This is a genomic window from Erwinia psychrophila, assembly GCF_039023475.1.
Classification (GTDB): Bacteria; Pseudomonadota; Gammaproteobacteria; order Enterobacterales; family Enterobacteriaceae; genus Erwinia.
The window spans coordinates 183,328-197,661 of sequence record NZ_JBCHVB010000004.1 but is presented as its reverse complement, the minus strand read 5'-3'; the positions used below and the strand labels follow the sequence as shown (position 1 = coordinate 197,661).

The following is a 14,334-nucleotide window of genomic DNA, read 5'->3' as shown; positions in this document are numbered from 1 at the left end:
TTTGTTGCGGCAGAAAAGAAAACGCGCCCGGAGCAGCTAGCCCCGGGCGCGTGATTGACAAGCGTTATGCCTTTCTGAAAAGGCGACGCTGTTAACGCATGGTCACAAACTCTTCCGCCCCGGTCGGGTGGATGGCGACGGTGTTATCAAAGTCCTTCTTGGTAGCGCCCATCTTCAGCGCCACGGCGAAGCCTTGCAGCATTTCATCCATGCCGTAACCGATGCCGTGAATGCCGACGATCTTCTCATCTTTACCGACGCAGACCAGCTTCATGCGGCAGGGCTGACGGTGCTGGGTAACGGCGGTATACATGGCGGTAAAGGCGGATTTATAAACCTTCACTTCCTCATCGCCATATTTTTCCCGCGCTTCCGGCTCGCTCAGGCCCACGGTGCCAATAGGTGGATGGCTGAAGACCACGGTTGGCACATTGCTGTAGTCCAGATGCTCATCCGGCTTGTTGTTAAACAGACGTTCTGACAGACGGCGGCCTGCGGCAACCGCAACCGGGGTCAGCTCGATCGCGCCGGTGTTGTCGCCCACGGCGTAGATGCCGGGAACGTTGGTGTTCTGGAACTTATCAACGTTGATATAGCCCTTTTCGTTCAGCTGCACGCCGGTGACGCCCAGGTTCAGATTGTCCGTTTCCGGCTGGCGGCCAATCGCCCAGACCAGGCAATCCACGATCTGCTCTTTGCCGTTCTCCAGCAGCAGCGTCAGGGTGCCGTCGGCATTTTTTACCACGGCTTTCGGCACAGATTGCGTATGCAGCGTTGGGCCTTCGGCGTTGATCACCTCCATCAGCGTCTCCACGATCAGCGGATCGAAGGTGCGCAGCGGCGCATGCTGACGGACAAAGAGGTGGGTTTCTGAACCCAGCGCGTTAAGGACGCCCGCAATTTCTACCGCGATGTAGCCCGCGCCGACCACGGCGGTACGCTTCGGCAGCGCATCCAGCTCGAAGAAGCCGTCAGAGTTGATGCCGTGCTCGGCGCCGGGGATCGTCGGCTGTCCGGGACGACCGCCGGTGGCGATCAGGATATGATCGGCGGTGATCTTCTCACCGTTCACTTCGACGGTATGTGCATCAACAAAGCGGGCATAACCCCTGATCACATCAACGTTATTTTTACCCAGCACGTTGTCGTAGGAGGTGTGAATACGATCGATATAGGCGCTGCGGTTTTTGACCAGCGTGGACCAGTCAAAATTATTTACCGTGGTATCAAAACCGTAGTCCGGGCCATACATATGAATCGCTTCGGCGATCTGCGCGGCGTGCCACATCACTTTTTTAGGAACGCAGCCGACGTTAACGCAGGTGCCGCCCAGCTCTTTCGCTTCGATCAGGGCGCATTTCTGTCCGTACATGGCTGCACGGTTGATGGAGGCGATACCGCCGCTGCCGCCGCCAATGGCAAGATAGTCATAATGTTTGGTCATTGGAAGAGTTCCGTAAGTGAGTAAATGCAATTGCGGTAGAGTGTAACGCCAGTCGGTCAATTGCCGCAAAGTTTGCGTCTATGATTGTGATAGGGCAGGCGTGATAAACTCGGTGATAATCCGTTTTACCACACGGGGCTTCTGTTTTCCGCTTATTCACCGTCACTGAGGGAACGAATGGAACTGCTATTTTTAGGCACCGGCGCAGGTACGCCGAGCCGTCGCCGGAACGTGACCAGCATTGCGCTGAATCTGCAGGGCACCCGTAGCGGATGCTGGCTGTTTGACTGTGGCGAAGGGACTCAGCATCAGATTCTCCGTTCGGAAGTCAAACCGGGGAAAATTGAGAAGATTTTTATCACTCACCTGCACGGCGATCATATTTTCGGCCTGCCGGGGCTGCTGACCAGCCGCTCAATGAACGGCGTGACCGACGGCATCACCCTCTATGGGCCAAAGGGCATACGGACGTTTATCGAAACCAGCCTGAGCCTGAGCGGTTCCTGGCTGACTTTTCCACTTTCAATCGTGGAGATAGAAGCGGGCGAAATCCTCAACGACGCGCATTTTCGCGTGACCGCCTTTCCGCTGACGCATCCCGTAGAGTGCTACGGCTTTCGCATTGAGGAACACGATAAACCTGGTGCGCTGGACGCAAAGCGCCTGCTCGCCGACGGCATTAAACCGGGGGCGTTGTTTCAGCAGCTCAAGCGGGGCGAAACGGTGACGATGGAGGATGGCCGCATCGTTAACGGCCGGGATTATCTCGGCCCGCCGGTGAAGGGCCTGACGCTGGCGATATTTGGCGACACCAGTCCAACCCCGGCCTCCCGTGAACTGGCGGCGGATGCGGACGTAATGGTGCATGAAGCCACGCTGGAGGCGGCAATGGAGGAAAAAGCTAACGGACGGGGCCATTCCTCAACGGTGCAGGCGGCGATGGCGGCCAGAGAAGCGGGGGCGAAAAAACTGATTGTGACGCATCTCAGCTCGCGCTATCTGCGGGAGGATTCAGCGCGACTGCTGGCGGAGTGCCGCGCCATTTTTCCTGAAACGGAGATGGCGCACGACTTTTCACTGTTCAGGCTTTAGCGAACGGCGCCGGCTTTCAGGAGGGGAGACTATCCCCTCCTGCGGAAAAGTTACTCAGGCACAATCCAGCTGACTTTGGTGTGACCGTTGCCTGACGGCACCAGATGCTTGTGCAGCCACGGCAGCACGTTATTCATCTGCTGTTCCAGCTTCCACGGCGGGTTGATCACCACCATGCCGGAAGCGGTCATGCCGAAGCGGTCGCTGTCCGGGCGGACCGCCAGCTCAATTTGCAGGATACGGCGAATACCGGATGCCTCCAGCTCGGCGAACATGCGCTTAATCTGCTGGCGCAGCACCACCGGATACCACAGGGCGTAAACGCCGGTGCCAAACCGCTTGTAGCCTTCCTTAATGCCTTTCACCACGGCCTGATAGTCAGACTTAATTTCATAAGGCGGATCGATCAGGATCAGCCCACGGCGCGACGGCGGCGGCAGTTTTGACTTCAGCTGCTGGTAGCCGTCGCTGCGCTCGGTGCGGGCGCGATCGTCTTTTGAAAACTCGGTGCGCAGCATCGGGTAGTCGCTGGGATGCAGCTCGGTCAGGCTCATCTGATCGTAAGGACGCAGCAGGTGACGGGCGATCAGCGGCGAACCGGGATAGAAACGCAGTTTGTCATTCGGGTTCAGCGCTTTGATGCAGGAGATGTAGCTTTCCAGCTCGGCCGGCAGGTTATCCTGCTGCCAGATACGGGCGATGCCTTCCATATATTCACCCGTGCGCTCGGCGTGCTCGCCGCTCAGCAGATAGCGGCCCGCGCCCGCATGGGTATCGAGGTAAAGAAGAGGTTTATCCTTCTCGATAAGCGCGTCGATAATCAGGCTCTGAACGGTATGTTTGAGCACGTCGGCGTGATTGCCAGCATGAAAACTGTGGCGATAGCTGAGCATTTTTATCTATCCTGTTGAATTTATAAGGCTTTAATTGAGGGTGAGTCAATTTATTACAATTATTACCTCACGAATTACCTACAGAACGGCGCACAGCAGTGGATGCAGGAAAAAGCATGAGAACTCGTGAAGGGGCGATTATATCAGGGATGGCCGGCGGATGGGCTGAAAGCTTGAGAACAAATCGGCGCTTTTCACCCGCACATAACGCGCCATGCGGAAGGCGCTGTCAGAGGGGGAAACGCACGTGCCGCCCCTGCGGCACGAGGTGAAAGCGTGACAGCCAGCAGCAGGCCAAAGGCGCTGTCAGGCTGGCGGGTGCTGCCAGACCGGATAGGTGAAAAACAGCAGGTGCAGCATATTAAAGCTGAAGTGCACCAGCGTGGAAACCCAGACGCGGCCGCTCCAGAGCCAGGCCAGTCCGTAAATCACGCCAGCCAGCGTGGCAAAGAAGATCAGTAGCGGGCCGCCTGGGTAATGGGCCAGGCCAAAGAGTATGGCGGCACCCAGCAGGCCCCAGAGATTGCCCAACCGCTGCGTGAGCCGCTGCTGAAAATAACCGCGAAACAGCGCTTCTTCCGCCAGCGACACAAAGAACAGATTAGCCAGCATAAAGGCGCCCAGCCACGCGGGCTGATGCAGTTCCACCGTCAGCCCGCCGGCTAGCGTCGCCAGCAGCAGCAGCAGTGGCATCGCCAGCACCAGCACCAGCCACCATAGCGCATTTTTGGGCGGTGAGGCCGGACGCTTCAGCAGGGTGGGCAGGCAGCCCAGCAGCAGGAAAGGGACCAGCGCTTTGTCGAGGTTGAAGTAGAAGCTGAAAGGCGCGCTTTCCGGGCCGGCTTTGACCGCCTTCACGATCGCCTGATTATCAAAGCCGGGCAGCAGATGCAGCATCAGCGCCAGCGAACCGGCGACCAGCACCATCTCACTGGCCTGCCGCAGGCGCGCGTTATCACCTTTCACCACGCGGTAAACCGCCAGCCCGCCCAGGACGGCGACCGCCCCGATACCCGGCAGGGCCAGCGTCTGGTTCCAGATAGCCATCCCGAGCGTGATAGCCAGCAAAGTCAGCGAGGCTGCGCGATGAAAAGGAAGGAAAAACAACGATGCGGCGAGGACGTACCACATAAAGACACTCCCTGTTAAGTTTTTAACCGCCACAAAGTTTAAAGGTTAAGGGCGGCGCAGCAAGTATGCAATTTGCGCTACCGGCAGGCAAATTGCGTGACGGGATGCGTTACCGGTCGGCCTGACCATTGATTTTCGCCCCCGTTAGCCTCATGTTAACTGAATCGCGTGCTTAACCACGCACATACACGATCATGACTTCAAGGACTGCGCTATGACCAATCCGCTACTTTCCTCTTTTACGCTTCCTCCTTTTTCCGCCATCAAACCCGAACACGTTGTGCCCGCCGTTACTCAGGCGCTGGAAGCGTGTCGCGCGGCGGTAGAGAGCGTGGTGGCGCAGGGCGCGCCCTACACCTGGGACAACCTGGTACAGCCGCTGGCGGAAGTTGACGATCGCCTGGGCCGCCTGTTTTCTCCGGTCAGCCACCTGAATTCGGTAAAAAACAGCCCCGAGCTGCGTGAAGCCTATGAGCAGACGCTGCCGCTGCTCTCCGAGTACAGCACCTGGGTAGGCCAGCATGAAGGCCTCTATCAGGCTTACCGGGATCTGAAAGCGAACAGCTACGAGACGCTGAGCGCGCCGCAGCAGAAAGCCGTGGACAATGCGCTGCGCGATTTCGAACTCTCCGGCATTGGCCTGTCGAAAGAGAAGCAGAAGCGCTACGGTGAGATCGCCTCGCGCCTTTCGGAGCTGGGTTCTACCTACAGCAACAACGTGCTGGACGCGACCATGGGCTGGAGCAAGCTGGTGACTGACGTGAACGACCTTTCCGGGATGCCGGAAAGCGCGCTTGACGCGGCCAGAGCCCAGGCGGAAGCGAAAGAGCAGGAAGGCTGGCTGCTGACGCTGGATATTCCCAGCTATCTGCCGGTCATGACCTACTGCGACAACGCCGCGCTCCGTGAAGAGATGTACCGCGCCTATTCTACCCGCGCCTCCGATCAGGGGCCTCACGCCGGGAAGTGGGATAACAGTGAAGTGATGGCTGAAGAGCTGGCGCTGCGCCATGAGCTGGCCCAGCTGTTAGGCTTCTCCTCCTACGCCGATAAATCCCTGGCCACCAAAATGGCGGAAAATCCGGCCCAGGTGATCGACTTCCTCAGCGATCTGGCGAAACGCGCCCGTCCGCAGGGGGAAAAAGAACTGGAGCAGCTACGCGCCTTTGCCCGTAAAGAGTATGGCGTTGATGAGCTGAACCCGTGGGATCTCACCTATTATGGCGAGAAGCAGAAGCAGCATCTGTACGCCATCAGCGATGAGCAGCTTCGCCCTTACTTCCCGGAAGATCGCGCGGTGAACGGCCTGTTTGAGGTGGTGAAGCGCATTTACGGCATCACCGCCAAAGAGCGTAAAGATGTGGATGTCTATCATCCTGACGTGCGCTTTTTCGATCTGTTTGATGAAAACGGCGAACTGCGCGGCAGTTTCTACCTGGATCTCTACGCGCGCGAGCATAAGCGCGGCGGTGCATGGATGGATGACTGCGTGGGCCAGATGCGCCTGGCGGATGGCTCGCTGCAAAAACCGGTGGCCTACCTGACCTGTAACTTTAACCGTCCGCTGAACGGCAAACCGGCTCTCTTTACCCATGATGAAGTGACCACGCTGTTCCATGAATTCGGTCATGGGCTGCACCATATGCTGACCCGCATTGAAACGCCAGGCGTTTCCGGGATCAGCGGCGTGCCGTGGGATGCCGTCGAGCTGCCAAGCCAGTTTATGGAAAACTGGTGCTGGGAGCCGGAGGCGCTGGCCTTTATTTCCGGTCATTTTGAGACCGGCGAGCCGCTGCCGCAGGCGCTGCTGGAAAAAATGCTGGCCGCGAAAAACTATCAGGCGGCGCTCTTTATTCTGCGTCAGCTGGAGTTCGGTCTGTTCGATTTCCGGCTGCATGCGGAATACGATCCGGCAAAAGGCGCGCAGATTCTGGCAACCCTGCAAGAGATCAAAAAGCAGGTGGCGGTGATGCCCGGACCCGCATGGGGCCGCTTCCCGCATGCGTTCAGCCACATCTTCGCCGGCGGCTATGCGGCGGGTTACTACAGCTACCTGTGGGCGGATGTGCTGGCGGCGGATGCCTGGTCGCGCTTTAAAGAGGAAGGCATTTTTAACCGCGAAACGGGGCAGTCCTTCCTGGATAACATCCTGTCGCGCGGCGGTTCAGAGGAGCCGATGGAGCTGTTCAAACGCTTCCGGGGCCGCGAGCCGCAGCTGGATGCGATGCTGGAACATTACGGTATCCAGGAATAGTCAGTGAAGATTTGTCTGGTAGATGAAACGGGCGCCGGAGACGGCGCCTTATCCGATCTGGCGGCACGCTGGCAGCTTGAGCACGACGACGAAGCGCCAATGGCGCTGGTGATGACCGGTGAAAGGCTGGAGCTGCGCAAACGTGATGAGCCAAAGCTTGGCGGGATTTTTGTCGATTTCGTCGAGGGTGCCATGGCGCACCGCCGCCGCTTCGGCGGCGGGCGCGGCGAAGCCGTGGCTAAGGCCGTTGGCATTAAAGGCGGCTACCTGCCTGCGGTTGTTGACGCAACGGCAGGCCTGGGCAGAGATGCGTTTGTGCTGGCCTCGCTGGGCTGCCGGGTGCAGATGTTTGAGCGTCATCCGGTGGTGGCGGCTCTGCTGGAGGATGGTCTGCAACGCGGCTATCAGAGTACGGAGATCGGCGGCTGGCTGCGCGAGCGGCTGACGCTGATCCATGCGTCAAGCCTGGATGCGCTTGCCGGCATCGCGGAAAAACCGGACGTGGTCTATCTCGATCCGATGTACCCTCATCGCCAGAAAAGCGCGCTGGTTAAAAAAGAGATGCGGGTATTTCAGACGCTGGTGGGTGCGGATGCGGATGCGGATGGCCTGCTGGAGCCGGCGCGTCGTCTGGCGAAAAAACGCATTGTGGTGAAGCGCCCTGACTATGCGCCGCCGCTGGCCGGCATCGCGACGCAATCAGCCGTGCTGACCAAAAGCCATCGTTTTGATATCTATCCGCCGCTCGGCCAGTAGAAAATGTCCACCGGGCCGCTTCCGGCGCGCAAATTATTCTGAATGGTTATAGCGGCCCTGTCCCGCTGTCGTCAGCATTATCAGGCTACATATTTGGCCTGTGTCCTCGCAGGTTGAGTGAAAAGTGCGTCTGGCGGCAGGCTGTAACCGGTAATAAATACGCGCCGGCGACAGTAAAAATATACGCCGCAAAAGCGAATGAGTGTGCTGTATAAGCGAAGTAAGCGGTAATACTAAAAAAGCGTGCTTGTTTAGCACGCTTTTAAGCTTCCGGAATTAACTGAAATCTGATTTACAGTATTGATGCTGTAAGGCAGCGTTAATCAGGCAGCTAATTTAGTCAGGAAGTTTGAAAAGGAACTCAAATACCCTTGAACGATGCTCAGGCCAAAAGCTTTGTAAGACAGACCGATTTTCTCGCCGATGACGCTGGTCTCAGCAAGCGCATCTAACGTAGTATCAAATTTGGCAGAAACCTGAGCTAATGCGGTATTGACGTTGCCCCGGAATTCGGTCAGTCCAGCGCCGCTAACGGCCGCAATTTCAGTCTGGTTGATTTCTCTCATAAATAATATCCTTATTAAGTGGTTGTGCTTTTTTTGAATGCTTTTTCGCTGCGATGCAGCAGAGAAAGCAAATGAAATATAATGAGAAAAAAGAAGTTTTCCTATAGTAAAATATTTATAAGTGCCGTTCTGACACAAATAATTCATTGGGTGTCAGACTGTTAAAGTGCGGTGCTTTAATAATGGAATATTCTTGTACAGAATTAAAATAAGCTGTCAAGTTTCAGGGTTATGACTTATATCCATCAGTACAGGCATCGCCAGTCAATACAACTGCCTGAACAAGATTACTCCTGTCGATTACGCTGGCAACGGTGAGCAACTATAAAGTTGAAGTGGGTGATTAGCGTGCCGGGAGAAAACAGAACTGGCCGGAACTTAATTTGCACAGAATAGGTGAAAAAAAGCCGGCACAGGCCGGCTTTTTGAACGGCGGCTATTCTTCGTCTGCGTCGCGCAGCGGCACGATCAGCATATCGATATGGACGGTGTTGATCAGCTGACGGGCTGAAGACATCAGCTTGCTCCAGAAGTCCTGATGATGGCCGCAAACGACCAGATCCACGTCATAGCGCTTGATCGCATCAACCAGCACCTGGCCCAGATCGCCGCTGCCGCTGAGGGTTTCAGTCACAGGATAACCCGCGCCGTTTGAAAGATCGGAGAGTGCCGTATGCGTCTCTTCGGAGATGCGTTTCTGCATATCGCCAAGATTAACGTCAATCAGCCCGGTATAGAGATCGGAATAGTTCACGTCCACATGGATCAGGGAAATTTTGGCATCATAGGGACGCGCCATGGAAACCGCTTTAGCAACCAGCAGTTTACTTTCCGGTGAAAGATCCACTGCAATCAAAATGTGTTTATAAGACATATCGAACTCCTTCCATGTGTTGCGGCTGCGCCTTCCCAGACAAGACTGGCCGGGAAGAATAGTAAGTTTCTGAAATCCTTAACGAATAGAAATTGCGATGCGGGATTTCGCGAGGGGGGCGTTAAGCGTACTTCAGCCTCGCCACCTTATTATTCTCTCGCTTTGAAGTATAGGCCGAATTGTTAACAGACGCTTTCCAAACGCGCCTCTTTGGGAGCAGGATCAAACTGTAATTAAGGCTTTTTGCAATGATGCGCCTAACCATGCTGGAATTTTTTTAAGCATATCTCCTACAATGATAATAACGACACGCCATCTCTTGTGGGTAGCGGTCGTACCGCAGTGATAACAACTCTCAGTCAGGTTCAGTTTTGTGGATGGCAAATATCACCAGGGCCGTGCTGGCTTTGCCCGGTGTATCTGCCAGGTTCGTGTTGTCGGGAGGGGATCATGATTAGCACCATCGCGCTTTTCTGGGCTCTTTGTGTCATTTGTTTGATCAATATGGCGCGCTATTTTTCTTCACTCCGCGCGCTGCTGGTGGTACTTCGCGGATGCGACCCTCTGCTGTATCAATATGTTGATGGCGCAGGATTTTTTACTTCACACGGGCAGCCCAGTAAGCAGGTCAGGCTGGTACGCTACATCTGGGCGCAGCGTTATCTCGATCATCACGATGATGAATTTATCCGGCGCTGCGAACGGGTTCGCGGCCAGTTTTTACTGACCAGCGCGCTTTGCGGCCTGGTGCTTATCGGCTTTATGGGATTGCTTATCTGGCACTGAACCGCGCCGGGGGCAAAAAAAAGGGTGAAGCCTGCAGGCTTCACCCTTTTTTATACGTCACACGTTAAATGATAAAGTGCAGCGCAATCCAGTAGAGGCCACCGGATAACAACACCGAGACAGGCAGGGTAAAGACCCAGGCCAGCAGGATGTTTTTGATGGTGCGCCCCTGCACGCCGCCGCCATCAACCAGCATGGTACCGGCGACGGAAGAGGAGAGTACGTGGGTCGTTGAGACGGGCATACCGGTATAACTGGCAACGCCGATAGAGACCGCCGCCGTCATCTGGGCCGACATTCCCTGGGCATAGGTCATCCCTTTTTTACCTATTTTTTCACCGATGGTGGTGGCAACGCGGCGCCATCCAACCAGCGTACCCAGCGACAGCGCAAGCGCCACGGCCACGATAATCCAGACCGGTGCATACTCGACGGTGTTCAACAGATCGTCTTTCAGCTTGCTCAGGAAGCGCTGATCCTCTGCGCTGGTATCTGGCAGCTTAGCCGCCTTCTCCGCGGTATCGGAGACGCACATCAGCAGGCGACGCAGCTGCGCACGCTGATCAACGCTTAGCGCATCGTAGCTCTGCAGATTGTCCAGCATACCTTTGACGCGGGCGATGGCGGGAAGCGCGCGGGAAGCATCACAGTGGAACTCCGTTGTGCCACCCGGATTTTCCTGCGGCGTTGGCACCGCAGGCGGCGCCATCTGCACGATACGCGTCAGCGCATCACCGTGCTGCTGGTAATACTGCTCCAGATTGTGTACTGCATCGCGGGTGCGGGTAATGTCGTAGCCTGAAGCGTTCATGTTGACCACGAACCCTGCAGGCGCCACGCCAATCAGCACCAGCATGATCAAACCGATGCCTTTCTGACCATCATTAGCGCCGTGCGAATAGCTCACGCCAATGGCAGAAACGATCAGCGCGATACGGGTCCAGAACGGCGGCTTTTTCTTGCCGTCAATCTTCTCACGCTCCGCAGGCGTCATATGGATCCGGCGACGTTTCTTGGTGCCGCTCCAGTAGCGACGAAGGATAAAGCACAGCCCACCCGCAATGACCAGACCGACAATCGGAGAGATCACCAGCGACATAAATATGCCGATCATTTTCGGGATGTTAAGGGCTTCGACGATAGAATTGCCGGTCATAAAGGCGTTGGTCAGGCCAATGCCGATAATGGCCCCGATGAGGGTATGGGAGCTGGACGCCGGCAGACCAAAATACCAGGTGCCGAGGTTCCAGATAATCGCAGCCAGCAGCATGGAAAAGACCATGGCTAACCCGTGAGCCGATCCCACATTCAACAGCAGATCGGTGGGAAGCAAATGAACGATAGCATAAGCAACGCTCAGCCCGCCCAACAGTACCCCAAAGAAGTTAAAGACCCCTGCCATTACCACCGCCAGTTGCGATCGCATTGCGCGGGTATAAATCACAGTTGCCACCGCGTTTGCCGTGTCGTGGAAGCCGTTGATGGCTTCGTAAAACAGAACAAAGAGCAGAGCGAGTACCAGTAACAGGCCGGTATGATAATCGAGACCAGCAAACAGATGTAGCATAAGCGTTACGCCATTTTGGAGGACATGAACGCGGCGCATTATCAGCGACAAACCGCACCCGGGGAAAGTGAAATATAGACTTTTTTTGACAGTAATGTGTCAAAAGAGCGTGTTTACGGGAGCATTCTTTATGAATATCATAAAGTTACAAAATGTTTCGGCGATGAAGCTTGTGTTACGCTGGCTTCAGCCCGCTCAACTCTCTACAATCAGCGTTTTTTCGCGGCGGGGCAGGCTCAGTGGAACAGTTTGACGTTATTATCATCGGTGCCGGTGCGGCTGGCCTGTTCTGTGCCGCTCAGGCGGGGCAGCGCGGCAGGCGCGTTCTGCTGCTGGATAATGGTAAAAAGGCCGGACGTAAAATTCTGATGTCCGGCGGCGGGCGCTGTAACTTTACCAACCTCTATACTGAACCTGCTGCTTACCTCTCCCATAACCCGCATTTCTGTAAATCCGCACTGGCGCGCTATACCCAGTGGGATTTTATCGATCTGGTCAACCGTCACGGCATCGCCTGGCATGAGAAGACCTTAGGGCAGCTTTTTTGCGACGATTCGGCCCAGCAGATTGTCGATATGTTGCTGAAAGAGTGCGAGGCGGGCAGCGTCAATTTGCGGCTGCGCAGTGAAGTGCTGGGCGTGGCGCACGACGACGAAAGCGGTTATACCCTGACGCTGAACGGCAGCACTGTGCGGGCGGAAAAGCTGGTTATTGCCTCTGGCGGCCTGTCGATGCCGGGGCTGGGCGCCTCTCCCTTCGGCTATAAACTGGCGGAACAGTTTGGCCTGAAGGTTTTCCCGACCCGCGCCGGTCTGGTGCCCTTCACCCTGCATAAACCGCTGCTTGAACAGCTCAATGCGCTGTCCGGCGTGGCGGTGCCTTCGGTATTGACCGCCGAAGAGGGGACCACGTTTAAAGAAGCGCTGCTGTTTACCCATCGCGGCCTTTCCGGTCCGGCGGTGCTTCAGCTCTCCAGCTACTGGCAGCCCGGCGAGTTTGTCACCATCGATCTTTCGCCCGAGCGTGATCTACAAGCTTTCCTTAATGAAGAGCGGGACGCGCATCCGAACCAGAGTCTGAAAAACAGCCTGGCGAAAGTGCTGCCCCGCCGTCTTGTGGAATGCCTTCAGCAGCTTGGCAACGTGCCGGAGTGTACGCTGAAACAGCTGAACGCCCGCCAGCAGAGCGAGGTGGTGACGTCGCTGCACCAGTGGCGGGTGCAGCCGAACGGCACGGAAGGTTACCGTACCGCCGAGGTCACGCTGGGTGGGGTAGATACCAGCGTGCTCTCTTCTAAAACGATGGAGGCCAAAGCGGTGCCCGGTCTCTATTTCATCGGGGAAGTGGTGGACGTGACCGGCTGGCTCGGCGGCTATAATTTCCAGTGGGCCTGGTCTTCCGCCTGGGCTTGTGCACAGGCGCTGTGACTCTAGGCGGCAGGCTTTGTCCCTTAAGATCCACGTTCTCCCTCAGGCAACGCCTCAGAATAAGCGTCGTTCATGAGCCGGACAGCGCCTGGGAAATAAAGATTGCTACGTCTCTCTTACAACAAAAAGATATTCGGAGGCAGCCTGTAAAGACTGCCTTAGTTGGACTTTACACGACGAGATCATGATCCCCGGTGCGTAACGGTGCGGCCCATTTGCGGAAAGAGACAACAGCCAGCATCAGACCTAATGCGCCGGAAATCGCCCCAATGTAACCGACCGAGGAGAGTGACAGTTCAAGACTGACCGTTTTCCCCAGCAGCGCGCCGGCGCCAATCCCAATATTGAAGATCCCCGAAAACATGGCCATGCCGATGTCAGTGGCTTCGGGGGCCAGCGTCAATACTTTCATCTGCATGCCCATGCCGATAATCATGAAGGCGATGCCCCATAAGGCGCATAACGCCACCAGTCCGCCGGTGCTGTGTGCCACGGTGACCATCAGGGCAAGGCACACAGTCAGAAGTGCGATAGCGCCAGTTAACAAAGCAGACAGGTGTTTCTCGCCTAACTTGCTAAAAATGATGCTGCCTGAGATGCCTGCAATGCCAAATATCAGCAGTAAAACCGTCGCAAAATTATGGCTCTTACCCGATATCTGCTGGACGAAAGGCTCGATATAAGTAAAGGCACAAAAATGTGCTGTGACCACCAGTACCGTCAGGAGATAGACGCTAATCAGCGCCGGGTTGCGGAGTAAGCCGGGTAAACTTTTGACCGAACCGCTCTGCTCAGAGTTTACCTGAGGCATGATTTTAATAATCATAGCCAGCAAGACCATTGAGGCGACGCCAATCACCAGAAAGGTGATGCGCCATCCAAAACTCTGGCCAATAATGCGGCCTAAAGGCAAGCCTAAAACGGACGCCAGCGCCGTTGCCGTAGCCAGAAGGCCAAGCGCCTGAGCGCGTTTGCCTGCAGGCGCCAGTCGGATAGCCAGCGAGGCGGTAATGGACCAGAACAGCGCATGCGACAGCGCCACTCCTGCCCGGCTGACCAGCAGGACATTAAAATTCCACGCCACAAAAGATAAAATATGGCTACAGGCGAACAGGCCAAACAGGGCGATCAGTAATACGCGCCGGTCAATTTTGCTGGTCATCAGCATCAAAGGCAGTGACATGAGAGCCACAATCCAGGCATAGATGGTCAGCATGATGCCTGACTGAGCGCTTTCCATGCCGAAACTGTGCCCAATGTCCGTCAGCAGACCAACAGGAATATATTCCGTCGTGTTAAAAATGAACGCTGCCACTGCGAGGGTTAACACGCGTAGCCAGGCTACCTTTCTGGATACTGTCTGTAGTTCTGCCATAATCATCCCCCCGAAAATTCAGCCGGCAATGTTAAGGCTCCCCGCCGACGGCATTCAAGGAAATTGTGACCTTCGTCGCATTTTTAGCATAAATAAACACAGCGCATTAATTTTTTTTATGGCGGCGATTAAGTTTGTTAAAAACAGTGAGCCCGTGCATCTGAACAAA

At 55.8% G+C, this 14,334-nt stretch carries 12 protein-coding genes; 5 read left to right on the top strand and 7 right to left on the bottom strand.

The genetic code is table 11. The features are described 5' to 3' along the window. Positions 1–91 precede the first annotated feature (91 nt). Positions 92–1,444, bottom strand: coding sequence for a glutathione-disulfide reductase (gorA, locus tag AAH446_RS12020; RefSeq protein WP_342906921.1), 1,353 nt, complete (start codon positions 1,442–1,444; stop codon positions 92–94). 177 nt (positions 1,445–1,621) lie between these two features. Here gorA and rnz point away from each other — a divergent pair, with 177 nt between their 5' ends. Beyond that, complete coding sequence (rnz, locus tag AAH446_RS12015) at positions 1,622–2,536, top strand: ribonuclease Z (protein ID WP_342906920.1); 915 nt, start codon at positions 1,622–1,624, stop codon at positions 2,534–2,536. Between the two features lie 50 nt (positions 2,537–2,586). Here the strand turns inward: rnz and AAH446_RS12010 are convergent, their stop codons facing one another. Beyond that, positions 2,587–3,429: a 23S rRNA (adenine(2030)-N(6))-methyltransferase RlmJ gene (locus AAH446_RS12010; RefSeq protein ID WP_342906919.1), complete on the bottom strand. Its 843-nt coding sequence runs from the start codon at positions 3,427–3,429 to the stop codon at positions 2,587–2,589. Between the two features lie 306 nt (positions 3,430–3,735). Next, positions 3,736–4,560, bottom strand: coding sequence for a CPBP family intramembrane glutamic endopeptidase (locus AAH446_RS12005; RefSeq protein ID WP_342906918.1), 825 nt, complete (start codon positions 4,558–4,560; stop codon positions 3,736–3,738). A 214-nt stretch (positions 4,561–4,774) separates the two neighbouring features. Between AAH446_RS12005 and prlC the strand changes: the two genes are divergently transcribed. Both prlC and rsmJ read left to right on the top strand, forming a co-directional pair. Beyond that, positions 4,775–6,814 carry an oligopeptidase A gene (gene prlC, locus AAH446_RS12000; protein WP_342906917.1) on the top strand — a complete coding sequence of 680 codons (2,040 nt, stop codon included), beginning with the start codon at positions 4,775–4,777 and terminating at the stop codon, positions 6,812–6,814. Positions 6,815–6,817: 3 nt separating this feature from the next. Then, positions 6,818–7,570, top strand: a complete 753-nt coding sequence (gene rsmJ, locus AAH446_RS11995) for a 16S rRNA (guanine(1516)-N(2))-methyltransferase RsmJ (protein ID WP_342906916.1) — start codon at positions 6,818–6,820, stop codon at positions 7,568–7,570. Between the two features lie 323 nt (positions 7,571–7,893). On the opposite strand, the gene AAH446_RS11990 is transcribed toward rsmJ, so the two are convergent. After that, a complete protein-coding gene (locus tag AAH446_RS11990) occupies positions 7,894–8,136 on the bottom strand; it encodes a hypothetical protein (protein ID WP_342906915.1) in 243 nt (80 codons plus the stop codon). Between the two features lie 436 nt (positions 8,137–8,572). Next, the gene (gene uspA, locus AAH446_RS11985; protein WP_024966453.1) at positions 8,573–9,010 is read right to left on the bottom strand and encodes a universal stress protein UspA; all 438 of its coding nucleotides are present in this window, start codon (positions 9,008–9,010) and stop codon (positions 8,573–8,575) included. A 450-nt stretch (positions 9,011–9,460) separates the two neighbouring features. Between uspA and uspB the strand changes: the two genes are divergently transcribed. Further along, a complete protein-coding gene (gene uspB, locus AAH446_RS11980; protein ID WP_024966454.1) occupies positions 9,461–9,796 on the top strand; it encodes a universal stress protein UspB in 336 nt (111 codons plus the stop codon). A gap of 64 nt (positions 9,797–9,860) precedes the next feature. On the opposite strand, the gene pitA is transcribed toward uspB, so the two are convergent. After that, positions 9,861–11,363 carry an inorganic phosphate transporter PitA gene (gene pitA, locus AAH446_RS11975; RefSeq protein WP_342906914.1) on the bottom strand — a complete coding sequence of 501 codons (1,503 nt, stop codon included), beginning with the start codon at positions 11,361–11,363 and terminating at the stop codon, positions 9,861–9,863. A gap of 239 nt (positions 11,364–11,602) precedes the next feature. Between pitA and AAH446_RS11970 the strand changes: the two genes are divergently transcribed. Beyond that, positions 11,603–12,790: a BaiN/RdsA family NAD(P)/FAD-dependent oxidoreductase gene (locus AAH446_RS11970; RefSeq protein WP_342906913.1), complete on the top strand. Its 1,188-nt coding sequence runs from the start codon at positions 11,603–11,605 to the stop codon at positions 12,788–12,790. A 169-nt stretch (positions 12,791–12,959) separates the two neighbouring features. On the opposite strand, the gene AAH446_RS11965 is transcribed toward AAH446_RS11970, so the two are convergent. Beyond that, the gene (locus AAH446_RS11965; RefSeq protein WP_342906912.1) at positions 12,960–14,165 is read right to left on the bottom strand and encodes a sugar transporter; all 1,206 of its coding nucleotides are present in this window, start codon (positions 14,163–14,165) and stop codon (positions 12,960–12,962) included. Positions 14,166–14,334 lie beyond the last annotated feature (169 nt).